The sequence below is a fragment of the Aliivibrio sp. S2TY2 genome, from assembly GCF_028765525.1.
GTDB lineage: Bacteria > Pseudomonadota > Gammaproteobacteria > Enterobacterales > Vibrionaceae > Aliivibrio > Aliivibrio finisterrensis_A.
In genome coordinates this window covers 112,779-132,221 of record NZ_JARACS010000001.1, presented here as the reverse complement: position 1 = coordinate 132,221, position 19,443 = coordinate 112,779, and the positions used below count along the sequence as shown (strand labels likewise).

Sequence of the window (19,443 nt, the reverse complement as noted above, 5' to 3'; positions counted from 1 at the left end):
CCAAACACACAACTAGAGTGGATAAACTTAGTGCTAGTATTCTTATTGGCATTTATTCCGCTTGTCCGCTTTTTACTCAGACGTATTCTATAGGGCTCTGTATGGGATTAAGATTTCGTAAACGACTCAAAGTAGCACCAGGGCTCACTTTTAACTTTAGTTGGTCTAAAAAGAAAGGGATTACCACTAGCTCTACTGTTGGTGCTCCAGGTACAAATATCAATATAGGGATTAAAAAAGATGGTTCTTTGGGTGTAAAACACGGGACATTAGGAGTTCCGGGAAGTGGACTTTCACACCACAAAAACCTCGACAACTCTTCATCATCTAGTAAGAGCACATCAGTAAAAAACCATGATTCTGAGTCAATAAAGAGCTTGGAATGTTCTGAAGGTGCCAATAAAGAAGAGAATAATGACTCATCCATAAAATTAAAACAAGGTGGTTATATGTTTGTTGCTTTATATAACTTCGCTCATAATAAAACCATCAATTGGATTGTTAATTTCACTATTTTGGTTAGTTTATTTTACCTCAACAATTAAACTCGTTACTAAATATAAAGCGTCTGAAAGACGCTTTATATTTTGCATTGTCATTGCCGCAAAAATATAACTATTCGAAGGCGTGCATTCACTTAATTAGTGATATACAAACGCATGATCATTTAAATTTTGCAGGATAAGGGTCTACTACGTCATCTTCCACTACTTTTTCTGGCTTCTTCAAATAGCATTTCCAATACTGCGCTTTTCCTGTCCCTACGTGCGCATCATGATCATCAAGTAGGCATTTATCTAGCTTGTTTTCAGCACGGATCTTACGCTCCAAAAAAGAAGCCAGCTGATCTTCATCAAATGAGTGTTCCAAATAGGGGAAACTGATCTTCAACTCGCCTTGTGGACCGTTTTTATATTGCCGGTTAACCTTACTAAATAGTCGATCTAGTCTCCCAACACGTTGTTCATGATCGCCCGGATTCCCAGCTATACCGTAGTGATGAACCTGATTACACTGCAGATGCAAGTTAACACCTTCTTGAAAAACAGATGTTGCCACCAAAACATTAGGATAAAACGGCGAATTAAAGCTCAACTGTAGACTATCACGGTTTGAGGTTTCACCGCTTGCAAACGCCGCTGGTGATGTATGCCCTTTGATGGCTCGCCAGTCGTTATCGTATTCATCAAGGCCCACACGAGCGATCTTTTTACACACATCTTCAAAGGTTTCTAGTGCGGCTTTGAAATACCACAACAACATAGAGTCTGATAACTTTGGCGCTGTATGTTGAATAAAGTCTATGTAACGCGTATGCGCGCTCTCGCCGCTTTTATATAAACGATTGTTTTTATCGAATTGATAAAACCAACAGAACAACTCCACCATCACGGGACTTGCAAACAAAACACCCGCCTTGAAATAGTTAGCAAAGTTCTCTTTTGTTGCAGCGTTCCATTTACGGAACCGCGCTTTCTCATTATCACTCAATTGTTCAAACAGGTACTGCCAAATGGTTGGCAGATTTTCGCTAATTTGTGCCTCTTCATTGATAGCAATGTCATTCAACTGATGTCGCTTCAATCTTTGATACATCGCAGCCGTTGAATACGTAGCTCGTTTACGCTCCCCACTTTGTTGCTCAAAATGATAACCGTACGCTTCTTTTTCATAGTCCAATGAAGGTTCTAAAAAGAGCGAAAAAATACTTTCTGGCTTACGAAAGCGCAGGCCGACATTGGTACACTCGGTGTTTCGCGTATCTTCCAACGCGTTAGGATCACGCTTCTTCACCACAAACAACTCTGTGATACGCGAACGCAGTTGGTTGCCATCAACACTTAACTCACTCGTATCTTCATCATCTTCTGGCAAAGGCTCTTCAAACTCTTCAGCATAGTTTAAATAACGGTTTAACCAAACGCGACTCCAGTGACTTTGCTGCCACGCTGTCAATTCGCCTTCATTAAGCTCAAGAGCTTGCGCTATTTGATGACCCAACACGTTATCGTATCGAGTATTCACTCGCTTTGTCAGCTCTCGTACAGAGGGGATACGACGCACAAAAACCAAGTGCTTGATATCATCAAGGCCGTCTGGCGTAAGCATTTCAGGTACAAATATATCTACGAGCGCTTTATATTTTGGATGTTCAGGGAATTCATTGAAACAGCCGTAATACTCTTGGCTCAATTGATGCAGAAGCTCGGTATCAGGTGCTTTACTAAATGCGTCTTTTCCATATTCACTTTTTTGCTGTTCCGCATCCTGTTTAATCGCTTGTCGATCATGCTCACCAAAGGACTCAAATCCTTCAAGATAACCGTAAAGAAACTGTCGGTTAGATGCTTTTGCTTGAAACTGTTTCACCAACTGGCGCTGATAAAGCCCAAAAAACAATTCTGCATTTTGGTTCTCCGCAAACGAAACAGGATGTGCAATCTCTTTACGATAATGCTGCTTGGCATAATGCACCCCATTTTTTCCTTGTAAGAGGCGCAGACGTCGTAAACCATATTTCGTGAGTAAATGAGCCGCATCGAAATCATTCTGTGTCACGCTATTTTTCAAGTCATCTTCCGCAGCAAAATAACGCAATATATTCGCGACATCATTTACGGATGAATGCGTCGGCGTGGCTGTCATCAGTAATACGTGTTTTGCTAATGGGCACTCGCCTTCTCCTTCGCCAAAAAAGGCTTTCGCTGCGGCCACTTTTTGAGAGCCACCTTCACGTGCACGTAAGTAATGCGCCTCATCGATCACTAAAAGATCGAACCCTTCTTGGTTCAGGTAATTCATGACACGTGCTTTTAGTTCAAGTGCATGTTCACGCGCTAATCCAGCCTTATCTGCACCGTCAGATTCTTTCGTTAATCCACTCAACGCATGAATGGTGGTGAAGTACACATGGTGAGCTCCCCTACCAACACATGCAATCATGGCTTCTAATTTGGACTCAGGTTCAGCCATCTTCAATGGCTTGTGCGAGACGCCATGCCAATGATCTTGCTCAAACGCACCAAATTCCCCTTTCCATTGAGAACAAATATTTCTATTGGGTGCAATCACCAATATTTTTGCATCGGGTTTCAGCTGTTGCAATAAACGGATCACCCCTATCGCTTGAAAGGTTTTGCCCATGCCAACTTCATCCGCTAGCAGAGCAAGGTGATGCTGTTGCAGCAAACGACAAAGATAGGCAACACCTTCCGCTTGCTTCGCGGCCATTGAGGTGCTTTGGCCTGCTTGGTAGCGCCACTCTTTATTGCCTTCATCAAAGCTCATCTGCTGTGACACGTCTTCTGGCGTTATTGTCGCCCAATCAGATAGAAACATAATTACACTTCCCTTTGATAAGGCTACGATATTGACCACTTCCAATGCTGTTTTGCAGCTCTTTTGCGCGAATCACGCTATCGTTGCTTTTAAAACGCAAATCACTCAAACGTGCTTTTAGGTCTGTATCATTGGCATTTTTCTTCACTTGATCGACCAGAAGATTAAACTCTTGCTTCATATACCAGTTAAATACATTGGCATTTTCTGTCAGTTCATGGCGTATTTTTAACCCCATCTCAACCAAACAGCCAGGAACAACAAAAGCGTGTTGCTCAATCATGCGATCCGACTTCAGTGTTTGAATACGTTGCTCAAAGCTGTCCATTGCCTGAAACATCCTAAAATAACTTAACGTTGGTGATGGCTGTGGTTCGGATAGCGAGCCCGCCTCTTGCTCGTCCAGCCAATCATGATCGTTACCGAGTATTGCGCTACGCAACGATGCATTTGGGTTGCTCTCTAATGAACGCCCTTCAATGAGGCTATTAAAGATGTCGTCCAGAGACTCAAACTCTTCAACGCGACGCATCATACTGTTGTGTTCAACAATAAAACCTCTATAACGCAAGCCATTCGTCAAAACCAACTCATAAGCATGGTTCACCAACAACGCTTGTGGCTCTTGAGGTAGCTTATGTATTGTTGCGTAGACAGTTTCACTCGCCGCTTGTACTACATGCAAAGGGGCATCCAGATCTGGAAGATGTAATTCCACACTTTGCCATGCTAAATCGTCGTCTATTTTGAGAAGTTCGATGTGATAAGTCAGCGTTTGCCAATCAAATACGACACGCGTTTCCACCGGCATCAGCTCGGCCACTTCAAGTGCATGCTGACTTAACTCTTTACTCTGCATGAAGCTATCTTCAGTGATACTGAGTGACTGTGTCAGTACAGTCTGTAAAGGCTGCTGGTTAGCCAAAATAATACCCGCTTCAATATTCACCAGCCCATCCCCTTTACTGTCTACATCGAGATTTGAGCCCGGTGTTGTAAAGTTCCAAGAACCAATAGCAAGCTTATCGTTTGTCATCCATACCTTGGCATGGCACAACTCACTTCTTTCGTCTTTTGCTATCGGACTACGATAAAAACGCACTGATTCATCAGAAAATAACGGTAATAAATCTTCTGACCACTGTGTTCGCATACGCTGATTTTCAACCAAATCAGGCACAAGATGCAGTTTCAGTTGATGGGGTAATGCGATACTTTTTAGACGTTGAATGAAACCCGCCAAATCCGATGGAAAATAGGGAGACCAAACCACTAAGTCTCGTGCTGCCTCATCTGAATACCCCAATAAATGACTTAACAGCGTCTTATGTTTTCCATCACTGCTATTTTTGAGGAACGTATGAACAAAACACCAGTCTGAGGAAGTAATTTCAGAACGCAAGTTGCGTGGAAAACTGATCTTTGTTTCAACTTGATTGGCTTCAAACAAAGGCTTAAAAAAAGCTCGAATGGCTTCTACCTGGTGCTGGCACTCAATACGCTGAAAGGTGAAAACCTCTTGATTCGTTGACCACCCACTGAGTGTAAGGTTAGCGCTGCCAGCTCCCAATATGGCCTTCCCTTCTTCATCTTGAAGAAAGATGACTTTAGGATGAAAGAGTGTACTGTTAGTCAGTACTTTCTTGCGTCCACCATCCAGTAAAGCTGGGTTCACACCATACACTTTAATCGCGGTGCGTTTTAGATCACTCGCATCATACATACGCTGATCGGCGAACACTTTGACATCCATGTTAGTGATAATATTTGCGTTGCCTTTACGCCCTTCTTTAATACTGCCATTTAACTTTTGTTGCATTAGCTCAAAATCAATGCGACTACGTGGTTTATCCATCTGCAATAGCGTCGACAAAACGTGTCGCTCAAAAAAATCCATATTGAGATTGAATGTCGTGAACCAAGCATGTTTGATATGGCCTAACGATTGCAGCTGTTTCGCGAGCTCTTCAGCCAGTTTAAATGATTTAGTCATTGGATTTTCCCTCTAGACCACGAATAAGCTGGCTAAACTGATCGAGATAATAACGATTGAACCATGTTTTGTATGGCCTTTGTGCTACTGTTGGAAGCGTCCGTAATTTAATATGGCAGCGATAATCACCTTGGCTATCACGCTCTACCCAAGGGCTTTGGCCTCGTTGATTCATGATTGCGCGATGGTATTTCAGTAACGCGTCCACTAGTAATGTCATATTGGCTTGTGAATCAATATTATCGAGTTGTGCCAATGCAAGTAGCGCTTCATAACGCTTTTTGGCGACGCCAGAAAACTTGGCCTTAATGTCAATATCGTGTTGCAGCTCACGTGCAAGGTGAATAATCGAATTAACGTTACGCTCTAACCCCAGATACCGCTGATACACTTCCTCTTCTGTCTGTACGCGTTGGTTCATTAATATGCTAAACAACAGCTCGCATTCCGCAAGCAATGGCTCAACGTGGCAGATATCAACCAACTTTTGTTTTTCAAACGCGTTATTTTCATTTTCAATCGCTTGTTCAAAAAACGGCTGCGCAGACCCTGTTTCATCAGTCTGAGTGTTAATGATTTCATACAGTGACCCTGCCGCATTTTGGTCAAGCTCAGTAACGTTTAACCAAAATGCTTTACTCTGTTTACCCACAACGGCCGGTGTCGCAAACTGCTGCGCATAAGCTTTTTTGATAGACTTGGAAACGTCTTGCCACAATATTTCTGGCACCTTAGCATCTTGTTTGATCACTTCCTGTAAATGTTCAAATAATGCATTTGCTAAACCATTCAGCTCTTCGTTTTGTTCAAAGAAGTTCGTGGCTTTTTCCCAAGAAACTGCGCTTTGAGACTGATGGTAACGGTACTCTTTATCAAAAAACAGCATTTCCGTGAAAGGCGTTTTATAACGGCCGCTCACACCCAAAGTCAGTTGTCTTACTAACAATTGACCTGACTGCTCTCTGGTAAATTTCAACGGTTTAGTTGGCGTACCTGAGCTAATGAGTAATCGTGCTTTTGAAGTGCCTAATATTCCTTGGGTCTGCACGCTAACTTGCTGCTGGTCTTCAGCCTCAAGCATAGAAAAAACAAACAGGTTCTCTAGATAGATCAAACATGCTTGTTTAAACGCCAATGTATCGGTATGCCCATAGACCACCTGTAAACCACGACTGAGCTGAGTTTGATCTTCTACTACCCGCTTAATCACATAATGATGCAAAAGGTTTAACGTGTAATTTCGCACATCATTCGAAATAGAGCTGACTCGGTTATGAAAGATATCCTGACCTAAACGAGACCAAATCATCGTCATACCCAGTGGGTCAATATTTAAGGATTGTGTGAGTGTATTGTCGAACTCAGTAAAAAATTGTTTGATAAACATTTAGATAACTTTATGTTGGATAATTCATAAATACGATAAATCTACTCTGATGCACCATCAGATTATTTACTTACCTGACTTTTAATTGTGGAATTCCTTATTCAGTTTTCCAGTAGAATAAAGTGCAATTCTAATAACTTTACTTTCAAGAGCGCACTATACTCGTACATCGCAATATATAGCATAACATACTAAAAAAAGATATTGCATCAATTAACATTTCGTACTTAAAACAATTATTCAATTAAATACCTTATGCAAATCAAAATATAATTAGAGGTGTTATTCAACTTATTACTAGGCTAAAAGCTATCTATGACTAACCTAAGATTAGGTTTCAATAGGCAGTAAAAAGCCGCAGTAAAATGCGGCTTAGATTACTCGGCTTTTGATTGTGCATACTGATCTAAAATAAAGGCAATTTCTTCCTCATTTAAGCACGATTTACTGACGTATTGGCGCTGTTTACCAATATGAAAAATAAGCCCTAAATCACTTTGTTCAACTTGGTCGATGTCGCTCCAAGCGATAGTGCGGGAGTTTTTGGTGTTTTTAAGGCTTTTATAACTCACACCATTTTCGTCAACGTTAAACTCCACTTTACTGCCAGAGAGTGAACTGATGGATTGTCGCCATAGCCACCACGTTTTCTTAAAATAAATACTGAACGCTTCAATAATACTCAATGCAATAAAGAACCAACCAATATAACCATTAGGTAATAGCTCAAGCTTTAATAACGCCACACCAAAAAGAAAAAAGAAAATTCCTTTTAAATAGGCTTTTGGAAAAGTAATTGGTTGGCTAGTTTGATCATAACACTCTGCAAAGAAAGTCTTGTCGAGTATGTATTCTGTGGTGACACTAAAATCTTTAGACATATAGGGCTACTTTACGGTTTTATGTGAATGAGTTTCTATGCTGCTAACTTGCAACTTGGGTATTGTACCGTTTCTTGAGGTTTTTCTATATTCAAATATATCTTAAAGTCAATTAGGTATATAGAATCAGCCCAACCAAAATCAGTGAACTCTATAGGGAAATCACAATGGCGTATGAAGTGCTAGATATCAGCCAATGGGCGCGAGCTCAACATTTAAAATTTTATCAAGGTTTTAGCCACCCTTGGTATAACATCTGCTCTAATATCGATGTAACGGCACTGCGCCAATATTGTAAGCAGCATAATCATCGCTTCTTTCATGCTTATCTTTACCTAACTCAGCAAGCGCTAAATAAATGTGAACCGATGAGCTATCGCCTTATGGGTGAAGAAGTTCGCATTTACTCGCCTATGTGTGTCAGTGTGGCGCTACTCGCCGATGATGATACGGTGCGTTTTTGCGATTTAGACCATGAACCTACGTTTTCTGACTTTACCACCAGTGCCACCAACGCTGAAGCTCGGATTAAAAATACGCCTTTTATTGTAGAGCAGTTCATTGGCCAAGAAATGAAGCAAAACACGATTCATTTAACGGTATTGCCATGGGTAGATTTCACTAGTATGACTCATGCGAGAGACGTTAACTTCCCTGACAGTGTGCCAAAAATGGCATTTGGGAAATTGGTTCAACAAGGAGAACAATGGCGTATGCCACTGTCTGTTGAAGTGCATCATGGTTTAATGGATGGTTTACACGTGGGGCAATTCATACAAGTATTACAATCGATGTTTGATAATCCATCACAGCTTGAGCAAACGAAATAAAACCATATTCAAACTAAGACGAGCGGTCTTACGCTCGTCAAAATACCAAGTTTCATTTGATTACTTCCCCAAGTTCAACTTTAAATAAAGATATTCAAATCAAATCAAATCATTCCGTTAATCATAAATATTCTTATATCTTTCTTGTATCAAGAACAAAATATTATTATTTTAATAAATTTTGATAATTTCACGTAATCCTCATTCTTACCTATACTCTCTTACATCGAAACAACATAACGAATTAATAAAACTTATTTGGAGCACATTATGAAAATGAATCACGTTGGTATCATGGTTGGCGACATGGACAAAGCTGTTGATTTCTATACTAAAGCGTTAGGACTTGAGATTGTAATGGGCAATACCAAGGTTACAGAGGAGCGCGAAACCGCAATTGGCCGTATGTGTATTGCTGTTTTTGGTGAAGGATTTAAAGGTTTTAACATTGCGCATTTATTAACTAAAGATGGCATTGGTTTTGAATTATTTGAAATGAAAGAGCGTCAAGAGCGCCACGAAGTTGATTTCTCTCGCATTGGTATCTTCCATTTTTGTCTTCAAACCGATGACTTCCATAGTGTAATTGCTCGTACAGAAGAGTTTGGTGGTAAAGTTCGCATGGACATTATGCGTTACCACCCAGAAGATGATAATAATACAAGTCAAATGGTTTACCTAGAAGACCCGTTTGGTAACTTATTTGAGCTTTATTCTCATACATATGAAGAAACATACGCTGCCGATTACGAGTAATCGAACTCTAGCAGAAGTGGCATTAAAAAAGGATTGGTAGAGATACCAATCCTTTTTCTATGTAAGCAATAAAATGTTTAATACGCCTGCTATAGCTTAATTTGTAGTAAGTGCTAAATCATAACTTAGCACATTAAGATTATTCTCATCACAAATACTTTTCTATTGGTAACAACTGCAAAAATTGAGATTCAAAACGCTCCCATCGACCGGTTTCTGGTTCATCTTCCCAACTTTTATCGCCTGAATACCAACGAACATCGCCCTCTTGCAGTTTTAGATGCCAACTGTTTTCCTCATCCATGGCGTGTTCGATATCTTGCGTGAGTTGCTGTGCGATTTCTTGATTTTCAATGATTAAAATCGACTCTGTATTCAGGTACGTTGAGCGTAAATTGAAGTTAAAAGAGCCGATACTTGCGATTTTGTCATCAAAAACGGCTGACTTAGCGTGAAGTCCATAAGGCAATATTGGTGCGCACTTAGAGATATCTCTAGTCGATTCTTCACATAATCCAGCTTCTGGTTTTAATTCATATAGCTGAATACCATGTTCAAGCATATCTTTACGACGGCCTGCGTAACCTGAATGATTGGTGGTTAAATCGTTCGATGCCATTGAGTTAGTTAACGCTTTTATCTCAACGCCCTTACTAACCAATTCTTGCCACCCTTCGAGTTGGTTATCATCAAATATAAGGTAAGCCGACTCTAATAAGATCTCTTTGTCTGATTCACTGGCTAATTTCGCGAGCGCTTTCGCCGTTGCTTTTGGCTCACTGGTGTTATCTTTATCCAGCGGTACAGGGCGATCAAATACGAACTTAGCGTTAACCCAAGTCATTTTATCCATTAGATCAGTTAGGTATTGATGGGCTGTTTTATTGCCCTCAGGTAAGGCTGGGTAGTTTTTATAAACGGGTGCATCAATCTCATCTAACACAGGTTGCTGTGAGACTAGTTCTGATGAAACTTCTTTTGCTAATAAATCGACAGGGTAAGACCAAGTACTATCCCAATACTCTGCAAAACTGATTTGAATATCATGAACAACAGAACCTCTGACTAGCACATCACGGTCACGAAAATTAATCTCGTTAGAAAGATCAAAATACTCGTCACCAATATTACGTCCACCAACTACAGAGAACACGCCATCAACGGTGAATGATTTGTTGTGCATACGACGATTTAAACGAGAAAAATCCCCTAAAAAGTTCACCCACTTAGTAACACCACGACGAGTTGGGATAGGGTTAAATACGCGGATATCAACTTGAGGATGCGCGTTTAACGCCACAAGCAGATCTTCACGTTCATTTAAGTTGATATCATCAAGCATTACTCGCACTTTTACACCACGATCTGCTGCGGCTAATAAGCGACTGGCAAGGTAATGTCCTGATGCGTCTGAGTTCCAAATGTAATATTGAATATCAATACTGTGCTCTGCTGTCTCGATTAATGCGAGGCGCTGCGCTAATGCATCCCAACCTTTATCTTGCAACAAAACGGCACTGGTTTCTGAAGCTGATTGCTTAGGTTGATAAGCGTCATTTAACTCCGATAGCGAACTGCTTAATGGCACAAGTACAGGTTCGTTCATGTGTTCAACTTCATTAGGAAGTGAGCCACAGCCTGAAAGAATAACGACGAAAAATAGAGTGACATGAATGCGTTTAAGCACTGACATTGAATAAACTTCCTTTGTTAATATTGAATAACCAATGATTCATTATTGTTCTGTTTTAAGCCAAAAATCAGATAAATCTTCAAATAGCTCGTCATTATTTAAAATACTTAGATGGTTTTCATCATAACCACGAATTTGCTCTGCATGCAATTGAGCTTGGCGTGATAGTTGGCTTGATAAATCAATCACTCCATCATTGCTGTCAGTGTTAAACAACTCGCCCGAGTTATAGCCAAATGCTAAGAAGTGAGGCGTATGAATGTTATCGTTATCTGTAAATAAGTCTGCAATAAATTTGCCATTAGGATTTAAATCAACCCATGCAGGCATTACTACTGGCGAGTATTCAATGCCTTGTTTCGCTGACTCTACCCCACCGAACGGCGAAGAAATGGTCGTAATGCTATTTATAAAATGACACAACTGTCCAATACGACATTGCCGCGAACTATTGGTGACAATTAAGCCCCCCATACTATGGGCAACAACATGCATTTGTTTAATTTTGTATTCAGTAGCCACTGTGTGTAATAGATTATTCAAACCTTTGGAGTTTAAAGATAGAGATAAGCCTGAAGGATAATTAAATACCCATATTTGATATTTAGATTTGTCTACTTTTTCAATTAATGATGAAAAATCTAACGCGGTTGAGTTAATACCATGAACAAATAAGATCGGGATTTTGTTGGGGTCATATTCGGATAGAAAGTAGAGCCCGGTATTATTTTCGAGTAAAAAGGTCAGTGGCTGCCACATACCCAGTTCTGCGTTTTTCTTCTCAAAAGGCGGGTCGGTTAAACTGACAACTGCGCCTATATCAACAAGGTCTAATTCTATATTTAATAATGAGGATAATGAGCGATCGACAAATGCTTTTGGGATTTCTTTTTCATTAACGGCTAATGTGACGTCTATGTCTGTTTTATTTTTATAATCACGAAGATTAATGACGCTGAATGCCTCATCACGTTGGAGGGTTAAATCGTTATTTTTGTCTTCAAATATCAGTAAATAATGAACATCATTCGACATTTGTAACTGAATGCTATCGCTCTGTATGATCCCATCATAACCATCAACTTCGCTTTTATTAATGTCCTTAATTTGCTCGATAACGACGGCTGAATCAGACACGGGCTCACTCAGGGTAAGCGTATACTCATGAGTTAATGAATCAATCGCTTTCATCTCATTAGAGAGTTTTTTAAAATTACTACACCCCAATAAGATTGAGCTAAGTAATAACACCGTAACTAATCGCCTCATTGTCATATTCATCCTTAAAGTGACTATATTCATCTTAGCAAGAAAACAAAGAGTAATCTTATATATTCTGATATGATGCTTTTTTGCCTTAACCACTGTTTATATATCCATGTATACATTACGACCTTACCAACAAGATTCTGTTAAAGCGGTTATCCATTATTTCCGAAAACACACAACGCCTGCGGTGTTAGTTCTGCCGACGGGGGCCGGGAAAAGCTTGGTGATAGCTGAATTAGCACGAATTGCAAAAGGTCGTGTGTTGGTACTTGCTCACGTTAAAGAGCTTGTTGAACAAAACCATGAAAAATACGAAGGCTATGGCGAAGAGGCCTCTATATTTTCAGCAGGATTAGGCCGTAAAGAAAACGATAAGAAAGTGGTGTTTGCCTCGGTGCAATCTGTTGTCCGAAACCTTGATTCATTTAAAGATCAATTTTCGTTATTGGTTATTGATGAGTGTCACCGTGTGCCAGATAACAAAGACACCAGTTACCGTAAAGTGATTGAGCACTTACAAACTCAAAATTCAGGCATTAAGGTGCTTGGTTTAACCGCGACACCTTACCGTTTAGGTATTGGTTGGATTTACCAATACCACACTCGCGGACAGGTCAAAACTGATACGCCTCGTTTTTTCCGTGATTGCATTTTTGAATTGCCTATTCAGTACTTATTGGATGAAGGCTTTTTAACTCCTGCAAAGTTATTAGATGCGCCAGTATTAAGCTATGACTTCTCGCAATTAAAACCTGCGTCTACCGGTAAATACAAAGAGTCTGAATTGGATTTAGTGATTGAAGAGTCCAAACGAGCCACCCCGCAAATTGTTCAGCAAATAGTGGAGTATGCCAAAGACAGAAAAGGCGTGATGATCTTTGCTGCCACGGTGCGTCATGCCCAAGAAGTATTGTCGTTACTGCCACCAGAACAATCTGAATTGGTGATTGGCGATACCAAAGTTGTCGAACGTGATGCCATTATTCAACGCTTCAAAAAACAACAAACCAAATTTTTAGTTAATGTCTCGGTATTAACGACGGGCTTTGATGCCCCTCATGTTGATTTAATTGCTATTTTACGTCCAACAGAGTCTGTCAGTTTATACCAACAAATCATTGGTCGTGGATTGCGTTTAGCGGAAGGCAAAACTGAATGTACAATTTTGGATTATGCCGGTAACTGTTTTGATTTATACCAGCCTGAAGTGGGCGATCCTAAACCTGACAGTAACAGTGAAATCATTACCATTCCCTGCCCTGCTTGCGGCTTTAATAATAACTTTTGGGGTAAGTTAGACAGCAATGGCTTTTTGCTTGAGCATTTTGGGCGTCGCTGCCAAGGCTACTTTGAAGATGATGATGGCACTCGCGAAGAGTGTGGTTATCGTTTTAGAGCCAAATATTGTAATGAATGCGGTGCTGATAACGATATCGCTGCCCGTGTTTGTCATGAGTGCGACGCCATTTTAGTTGATCCTGATAAAAAATTAAAAGAAGCCTTAAAGCTAAAAGATGCACGCATTCTAAATTGCATTGATTTAACCCTTACCGCTGGGAAAAATCAGTTCGATAAACCCCAAATCAAAGTGACTTATTTAGGTGACGATGATTCTGAGCTGCATGAAGTGTGGCAAATGGCGACTAAAAAACAGAAGCAATTATTTTTGAATAACTTTGTGCGCCCTCATTTGGTCGATAGACACCGTCCATTTGAAGAAACAACGGCAATAAAAATCGCGAATAATCAACACCGTTTTCGCCCACCGAGCTTTGTGATTGCGCGTAAACAAGGTAAGTTTTGGTCTATCCGCGATAAGATCTTTGAAGAATAATCTGTTTATTCCGTCATTCAATTTAAAGCTCGATTACCACAAAGAGCGATAATTCATATGGCAAGAGCGGCACTGAGCGAACGCTTTATCAAGGGCAGCTCGTGCTGCAACGTCATCTTGCTCTACTGCGGCTTCACTAATTAAGATAAATTGCTGAGATAATGTATCGAACTTACCTTCAAATTCGGCTTTTTGGGCCCAAATTTTAGTGCGTGCTCGGCTGTTATCTGCACTGCCTTCTGGAAACAACGTCTTTTGCTCTTCAACCGTTAAGTGAGCACTTTGGGCAAGTGGCATGATTTCATTCCAATCTAGCACCTCTTTATCAAACGCATCATCTAATAAATCAACCGTTGCATCCAGATACTGGAAGTTATCTTGTCGTGCTTCTATTTCTTGGGCGTAATCCGCTGCAACCGCTGATAAAGAAAGTAACGTGATTAATCCTATTTTTTTCATCTCTGCCTCCATGCTGCTATTTTATTGTTATACGTATTCATCGTTGAATTCCACGATAACTTTTACATTAACAAAAACCTATCAAAAACACACGAAAATAGGTTGTTAGATAAATAATGGGATGGTACTATTCGCGCTCGTTTTTCGAAACGAAAAGTCTGTTAAGTTAGGTCGCTAAGCTTAATGGCATTTTTTTATTTTACTATTTTGAGAGTAAAGACTATGAAATTTGAAGCAGTAGTACGTACTGAACAAGGTAAGGGTGCGAGCCGCCGCCTTCGTCACGCTGGTAAATTCCCTGCAATCGTTTACGGTGGCACAGAAGCTCCAGTATCAATCGAACTAATCCACAGTGATATCATCAACCAAATGGATAAGCCTGAGTTTTACGAAGCAATTGAGCTAGTAATCAATGGCGCTACTGTTAAGGTTAAGCCGCAAGACGTTCAACGTCACGCGTTTAAGCCTAAAGTTGAGCACATGGACTTCATCCGCATCTAATTCGAGTCTGTTTTACTCTTTTGCATTATGTTATTTCTCTCTTACCAATTGAAATAACAACCCCTTTAAAGCCCTGATATTACCAGTATCGGGGCTTTAATCTATCTAACGTATAGGAATTACGTAACCTTCTATTTTCTTCTGATTAAAAACTAAGATCCCCTTCTCATTTCTCATTCTTATTTATAAGACAGCAGTAATTGGACAGTGTTTTTTACGTTTTACTGACAATATTCGGTTATTCTCTTCTATACTTCTGTGTATTAAAAAAGCAAAAATCATAAACCTGTTAGGAGTTAAAATGAAAAAGTTATTAGTGGCTGTATCTTTACCTGTATTAATGGCTGCATGCGCAAGCAATGGCGACAACGCAATGACTGATGCTCAAGTATCTGCTGATATGCTTCAGCACCACAACTGGCAGCTGACTCAAGTTGACGGTAAAGACGTTGCTACTCCTGAAAAAATGGAAGCACCTCGTCTTGAAATTGGCGAGAAAATGACGGCAAACGGTAATGCTGGTTGTAACAACTTCTTTGGCCAAGCTGAGCTAAATGAAGAAGGTCAATTCCGTATTGAGAAAATGGGAATGACAATGAAAATGTGTATGGGTGATGTGATGGCAACTGAACAAGTTATGTCTAGCACGCTATCTACATGGAGCGACATTACGCTTACTAAAGAAAACTTGATCCTTAAAGGTCAAGACCACGAATTAACATTCACACTGCGTGATTGGGTAAACTAATCAATCGGGTCGTGTAACTGATCCTATCTTCGATCTAACCAATCTGAAGATACAAAAAAACCGGTGAATTCCCCTCACCGGTTTTTTCTTATCTGTTATTTCAAATTTATTCTTTAAAGAGAAAAACTACGCTTCAATCCAACGCTTAAAAATTAGCGATGTATTAATACCACCAAACGCAAAGTTATTACTCATGATATAATCACAATCAATTTCACGACCTGTACCTGTGATGTAATCAAGCTTGCCACAACGCTCATCGACATTGTTTAAGTTTAAGGTTGGGCTAAACCAATTATTACGCATCATCTCTATCGATAACCACGCTTCAATCGCACCACAAGCCCCTAATGTATGACCAAAGTAAGACTTCAATGAGCTGATTGGCATCGATGAACCAAATACGTTCTCTGTCGCTGTACTCTCTGCAATATCACCACGCTCAGTCGCTGTACCATGAGCTGATACGTAACCAATTTTCTCTGGCGATAAGTTCGCGTCTTTTAGTGACATTTCCATACACAATTGCATGGTTTCCATTTGCGGTTGTGTCACATGAGCAGCATCACAGTTACTTGCAAAGCCAACTAACTCAGCATAAATGGTTGCACCACGCGCTTTAGCGTGTTCGTATTCTTCAAGCACTAGCGCACCTGCACCTTCACCAATCACTAGACCATCTCGGTCTTGATCATATGGGCTTGGTGACGTTTTAGGCTCATTATTTTTTAAGCTTGTTGCAAACAAAGTATCAAATACTGCCGATTCTGTTGGACATAGTTCTTCAGCACCACCTGCAACCATTGCGGTTTGGTAACCATGTTTAATGGCTTCATACGCGTAACCAATCGCTTGGCTGCCTGAGGTACACGCGCTGCTTGTTGGGATAACTCGGCCACGCAAACCAAAGAATAAACCGACGTTTACTGCTGCGGTATGTGGCATCATTTGCACATAGGTTGTTGCTGTAATGGCTTTGGTTGACTTTTCATTCAGCATGACACCAAATGCACCTACTGCATTGGTTGAGCCTGTTGATGAACCAAAAGCAATACCTGTTTCACCATTAGTGAGTACATCATTACCAATTAAGCCACTTTGCTCTAAAGCTTGCTCTGAAGCGACAGTTGATAGTAATGATACTCGACCCATTGAGCGGATCTTTTTACGGGTATAGTGTTTCGGTAACGTAAAGTCATCAATCGGTGCAGCAAGTTTGGTATTTAGGCCATCATAGACCTCAAAGCTTGGCATGTATTGAGTGGCATTTTCACACTTACGAAGGTTTTCGCCTACGGTGTTCCAATCACTGCCTAAGGCTGTTACGCCAGACATGCCTGTAACAACTACACGACGACTCATACTAAACCACCATTAATAGAAATAACTTGGCGAGTCACATAACCCGCAACATCTGACATTAGGTAACTAACAAGCCCTGCAACTTCTTCTGGATCACCCATACGGCGCAATGGTACTTGTGGTAATGCATGTTCTTTTACATGTTCATCAACCATGCCGGTATCAATCAAACCGGGTGCGACACAGTTAACGGTAATTTTTCGTTTTGCTAACTCTAACGCAAGAGATTTAGTGGCACCAATCACGCCTGCTTTTGCGGCACTGTAGTTAGTTTGACCACGGTTACCAACAATGCCTGACACTGATGCAAGCGTAACAATGCGACCGCCTTTACGCTTTTGAACCATTGGCATAACACATGGGTGTAATACGTTATAAAAACTATCAAGATTGGTATGGATAACCCCATCCCACTCTTCTTCTGTCATTGCTGGGAATGCCGTATCACGAGTGATTCCTGCGTTACTCACTACGCCATAATAAGCGCCATGAGTTTCAATATCGTTTTCAAGCGTTGCTTTACATTGTGCGCGGTCACTAATATCAAATTGAATTAAGCGCCCTGAGCCACCGTTTTCTTCAATCGTTGCTAGTGTTTGCTCTGCGCCAGCTTTATCACTCATATAATGCACAACAACAAAGAAACCATCTTTGGCTAACTGCTCTGAAATTGCGCGACCAATACCTTTACTGGCTCCGGTCACTAATACTTGTCTTGTCATGATTCCCTCTACTGCTTGTCTTGCTTAGGAGCGAAAAGCTCTTCTAATTTTTCTTCTGTTGGTACAAATACATTAAGCTGGCTCGAAGCCACTTGCTGACCATTTGATTCAATATAACAACTGAATACTGCCATGCCATTATTCTCAAGTACTTGCTCTGCAAAAATGTCGAGTGTGTCGCCTTGTTGAAATTCACTGCACTCCGCCTGATATTTACGGCTACCAAGCAAAAAGCCTATAGGTGACTTATTGCCCTTTTTCCATGCGTGATAGCCTGACCAACCAGCAACACTTTGTGCCATGAACTCAATACCAACCCATGCAGGAAGTGTTTTGGTTTCATGATTAAAGAAAATATTCTTATCACTGATAGTCACTCGACAATGAATAGACAACTCCTGAACATCAATCAACTCATCAACTAAAGCTAATGGCATATCATGAGGCAAAAGGTCGATTAAATCTGGAATACGGCTCATGAATGATACCCAAAAATTAAACTAATATTGTTGCCACCAAAAGCAAAAGAGTTGCTGATGATCGCTTTCTTTTCTAACGTGTCGTTTTGAACCAAGTTAATCTCAGCTAGCTCAGCATCTTTTTCACCGTCATTAATTTGCGTTGGTAACGGTAAATTAAATTTTAATATATGCCAGCAAATTGAGGCCTCAATGATACCTGCCGCACCAAGCGTGTGCCCGGTTAATGGCTTAGTTGAACTGATTGGTGTTTGCGAACCAAAGACGGCATAGGCGGCTTTTGATTCCATTGCATCGTTCAACGGTGTCGCGGTACCGTGGGCATTAATATAACCAATATCAGATGCAGCCAAACCTGCATCTTTTAATGCCTTTTCCATCGCTTCGATTGCACCTTTTCCTTCTGGATGAGGTGCTGATATATGATGTGCATCAGAGCTATCCCCAGCGCCTAATAAAGCAATGGGATCATCGGAGTCTTTTTGCTCTGCACTCAATAACATGTAAGCACTTGCTTCACCGATATTAATTCCTTTGCGATTAGGGCTAAATGGCAAACAGTGCTCATTTGATAGGGCTTCAAGGCTATTAAAGCCGTTCAGTGTTAATTTACACAAAGTATCTGTGCCGCCAACAATAACCACATCAACAAAGCCTGATTTTAATAATCGTTTTGCTGACAAAAACACACGACCGCTAGAAGAACACGCCGTTGAAATTGCATACGTTGGGCCTGTAAGTTCTAAATACTCTGCGATAAATTCCGCAGGATTACCTAACTCTTGCTTGTGGTAATGATAGCCATCAGAAAACTCGCCCGTGTTTAGCTTAGCACTTAGCGCCACTTCACCATCGGAGATCCCAGAAGTACTTGTCCCCACCACCACAGCAATACGATCAGCACCGTACTTTTCTTTTGCTTGCTGAATTTGATCTTCAATTTGCTGTAATGCTGAGAGCACTAATTGATTATTCCGAGTATCAAATGCGGCTAAACGTGATGGAACGGTAGGCAGCTCACCTTCCGCTTTTCCAACAACGGTCGATTTTCCATCATTTAGCCAACCATCTTCAACTCTCATTGATGGCGCTTTAGTTCCTTGAAGAGTCTGATGGATATCAGCTATCTCTTTGCCTAATGCAGAATGCGAACCACAGGCATGAATATAGACAGGAAAGTCACTCATTTT

17 protein-coding genes are annotated in these 19,443 nt (G+C 40.6%); 6 read left to right on the top strand and 11 right to left on the bottom strand.

The features are described from left to right. The first annotated feature begins 101 nt into the window (after positions 1 to 101). A complete protein-coding gene (locus tag PVK63_RS00580) occupies positions 102 to 545 on the top strand; it encodes a DUF4236 domain-containing protein (protein ID WP_130086636.1) in 444 nt (147 codons plus the stop codon). Positions 546 to 663: 118 nt separating this feature from the next. On the opposite strand, the gene PVK63_RS00575 is transcribed toward PVK63_RS00580, so the two are convergent. The 4 genes from PVK63_RS00575 to PVK63_RS00560 form a co-directional block, all read right to left on the bottom strand. Further along, entirely contained in the window at positions 664 to 3,339 is a 2,676-nt protein-coding gene (locus tag PVK63_RS00575) for a DEAD/DEAH box helicase (protein ID WP_274439750.1), read from the bottom strand. Beyond that, positions 3,326 to 5,332, bottom strand: a complete 2,007-nt coding sequence (locus PVK63_RS00570) for a hypothetical protein (RefSeq protein WP_130086634.1) — start codon at positions 5,330 to 5,332, stop codon at positions 3,326 to 3,328. The genes PVK63_RS00575 and PVK63_RS00570 overlap by 14 nt, the downstream gene beginning before the upstream one ends. Continuing rightward, positions 5,325 to 6,719, bottom strand: a complete 1,395-nt coding sequence (locus PVK63_RS00565) for a hypothetical protein (RefSeq protein ID WP_274449238.1) — start codon at positions 6,717 to 6,719, stop codon at positions 5,325 to 5,327. Before PVK63_RS00565 ends, PVK63_RS00570 begins: the two co-directional genes overlap by 8 nt. A 377-nt stretch (positions 6,720 to 7,096) precedes the next feature. Then, positions 7,097 to 7,600, bottom strand: coding sequence for a YcxB family protein (locus tag PVK63_RS00560; protein WP_130086632.1), 504 nt, complete (start codon positions 7,598 to 7,600; stop codon positions 7,097 to 7,099). A 167-nt stretch (positions 7,601 to 7,767) separates the two neighbouring features. Between PVK63_RS00560 and PVK63_RS00555 the strand changes: the two genes are divergently transcribed. Together PVK63_RS00555 and PVK63_RS00550 are read left to right on the top strand one after the other, a co-directional pair. Then, on the top strand, positions 7,768 to 8,430 hold the full coding sequence (locus PVK63_RS00555; protein WP_130086631.1) for a CatA-like O-acetyltransferase: 663 nt from the start codon (positions 7,768 to 7,770) through the stop codon (positions 8,428 to 8,430). A 270-nt stretch (positions 8,431 to 8,700) separates the two neighbouring features. Beyond that, the gene (locus PVK63_RS00550; protein WP_130086630.1) at positions 8,701 to 9,186 is read left to right on the top strand and encodes a VOC family protein; all 486 of its coding nucleotides are present in this window, start codon (positions 8,701 to 8,703) and stop codon (positions 9,184 to 9,186) included. Between the two features lie 148 nt (positions 9,187 to 9,334). Here the strand turns inward: PVK63_RS00550 and PVK63_RS00545 are convergent, their stop codons facing one another. Beyond that, entirely contained in the window at positions 9,335 to 10,879 is a 1,545-nt protein-coding gene (locus PVK63_RS00545; RefSeq protein ID WP_130086629.1) for a phospholipase D family protein, read from the bottom strand. A gap of 42 nt (positions 10,880 to 10,921) precedes the next feature. Beyond that, positions 10,922 to 12,148 carry an alpha/beta fold hydrolase gene (locus PVK63_RS00540; RefSeq protein ID WP_130086743.1) on the bottom strand — a complete coding sequence of 409 codons (1,227 nt, stop codon included), beginning with the start codon at positions 12,146 to 12,148 and terminating at the stop codon, positions 10,922 to 10,924. A 109-nt stretch (positions 12,149 to 12,257) separates the two neighbouring features. Between PVK63_RS00540 and PVK63_RS00535 the strand changes: the two genes are divergently transcribed. Continuing rightward, positions 12,258 to 13,982, top strand: coding sequence for a DEAD/DEAH box helicase (locus PVK63_RS00535; RefSeq protein ID WP_130086628.1), 1,725 nt, complete (start codon positions 12,258 to 12,260; stop codon positions 13,980 to 13,982). Between the two features lie 33 nt (positions 13,983 to 14,015). Here the strand turns inward: PVK63_RS00535 and PVK63_RS00530 are convergent, their stop codons facing one another. Beyond that, positions 14,016 to 14,441, bottom strand: a complete 426-nt coding sequence (locus tag PVK63_RS00530; RefSeq protein ID WP_242504780.1) for a cytochrome c — start codon at positions 14,439 to 14,441, stop codon at positions 14,016 to 14,018. A gap of 222 nt (positions 14,442 to 14,663) precedes the next feature. Here PVK63_RS00530 and rplY point away from each other — a divergent pair, with 222 nt between their 5' ends. Beyond that, complete coding sequence (gene rplY, locus PVK63_RS00525) at positions 14,664 to 14,942, top strand: 50S ribosomal protein L25 (protein ID WP_130048037.1); 279 nt, start codon at positions 14,664 to 14,666, stop codon at positions 14,940 to 14,942. 301 nt (positions 14,943 to 15,243) lie between these two features. Next, positions 15,244 to 15,690, top strand: a complete 447-nt coding sequence (locus tag PVK63_RS00520; protein ID WP_130086627.1) for an META domain-containing protein — start codon at positions 15,244 to 15,246, stop codon at positions 15,688 to 15,690. Between the two features lie 126 nt (positions 15,691 to 15,816). On the opposite strand, the gene PVK63_RS00515 is transcribed toward PVK63_RS00520, so the two are convergent. From PVK63_RS00515 to PVK63_RS00500, 4 genes are read right to left on the bottom strand one after another with little or no spacing between them, the layout of a single operon-like run. Beyond that, on the bottom strand, positions 15,817 to 17,052 hold the full coding sequence (locus PVK63_RS00515; protein WP_130086626.1) for a beta-ketoacyl-ACP synthase: 1,236 nt from the start codon (positions 17,050 to 17,052) through the stop codon (positions 15,817 to 15,819). Continuing rightward, positions 17,049 to 17,774, bottom strand: a complete 726-nt coding sequence (gene fabG / locus PVK63_RS00510; RefSeq protein WP_130086625.1) for a 3-oxoacyl-ACP reductase FabG — start codon at positions 17,772 to 17,774, stop codon at positions 17,049 to 17,051. Before fabG ends, PVK63_RS00515 begins: the two co-directional genes overlap by 4 nt. An 8-nt stretch (positions 17,775 to 17,782) precedes the next feature. Further along, complete coding sequence (locus PVK63_RS00505; RefSeq protein WP_130086624.1) at positions 17,783 to 18,253, bottom strand: hotdog family protein; 471 nt, start codon at positions 18,251 to 18,253, stop codon at positions 17,783 to 17,785. Next, positions 18,250 to 19,440 carry a beta-ketoacyl-[acyl-carrier-protein] synthase family protein gene (locus PVK63_RS00500; RefSeq protein ID WP_130086623.1) on the bottom strand — a complete coding sequence of 397 codons (1,191 nt, stop codon included), beginning with the start codon at positions 19,438 to 19,440 and terminating at the stop codon, positions 18,250 to 18,252. Before PVK63_RS00500 ends, PVK63_RS00505 begins: the two co-directional genes overlap by 4 nt. Positions 19,441 to 19,443 lie beyond the last annotated feature (3 nt).

Coding starts and splice junctions, on each gene's coding strand:
- PVK63_RS00560 (WP_130086632.1), bottom strand. CDS start 7,600: ATGTCTAAAGATTTTAGTGTCACCACAGAATACATACTCGACAAGACT.
- PVK63_RS00540 (WP_130086743.1), bottom strand. CDS start 12,148: ATGAGGCGATTAGTTACGGTGTTATTACTTAGCTCAATCTTATTGGGG.
- PVK63_RS00565 (WP_274449238.1), bottom strand. CDS start 6,719: ATGTTTATCAAACAATTTTTTACTGAGTTCGACAATACACTCACACAA.
- PVK63_RS00575 (WP_274439750.1), bottom strand. CDS start 3,339: ATGTTTCTATCTGATTGGGCGACAATAACGCCAGAAGACGTGTCACAG.
- PVK63_RS00500 (WP_130086623.1), bottom strand. CDS start 19,440: ATGAGTGACTTTCCTGTCTATATTCATGCCTGTGGTTCGCATTCTGCA.
- PVK63_RS00580 (WP_130086636.1), top strand. CDS start 102: ATGGGATTAAGATTTCGTAAACGACTCAAAGTAGCACCAGGGCTCACT.
- PVK63_RS00545 (WP_130086629.1), bottom strand. CDS start 10,879: ATGTCAGTGCTTAAACGCATTCATGTCACTCTATTTTTCGTCGTTATT.
- PVK63_RS00505 (WP_130086624.1), bottom strand. CDS start 18,253: ATGAGCCGTATTCCAGATTTAATCGACCTTTTGCCTCATGATATGCCA.
- PVK63_RS00555 (WP_130086631.1), top strand. CDS start 7,768: ATGGCGTATGAAGTGCTAGATATCAGCCAATGGGCGCGAGCTCAACAT.
- PVK63_RS00520 (WP_130086627.1), top strand. CDS start 15,244: ATGAAAAAGTTATTAGTGGCTGTATCTTTACCTGTATTAATGGCTGCA.
- PVK63_RS00515 (WP_130086626.1), bottom strand. CDS start 17,052: ATGAGTCGTCGTGTAGTTGTTACAGGCATGTCTGGCGTAACAGCCTTA.
- PVK63_RS00570 (WP_130086634.1), bottom strand. CDS start 5,332: ATGACTAAATCATTTAAACTGGCTGAAGAGCTCGCGAAACAGCTGCAA.
- fabG (WP_130086625.1), bottom strand. CDS start 17,774: ATGACAAGACAAGTATTAGTGACCGGAGCCAGTAAAGGTATTGGTCGC.
- rplY (WP_130048037.1), top strand. CDS start 14,664: ATGAAATTTGAAGCAGTAGTACGTACTGAACAAGGTAAGGGTGCGAGC.
- PVK63_RS00550 (WP_130086630.1), top strand. CDS start 8,701: ATGAAAATGAATCACGTTGGTATCATGGTTGGCGACATGGACAAAGCT.
- PVK63_RS00530 (WP_242504780.1), bottom strand. CDS start 14,441: ATGAAAAAAATAGGATTAATCACGTTACTTTCTTTATCAGCGGTTGCA.
- PVK63_RS00535 (WP_130086628.1), top strand. CDS start 12,258: ATGTATACATTACGACCTTACCAACAAGATTCTGTTAAAGCGGTTATC.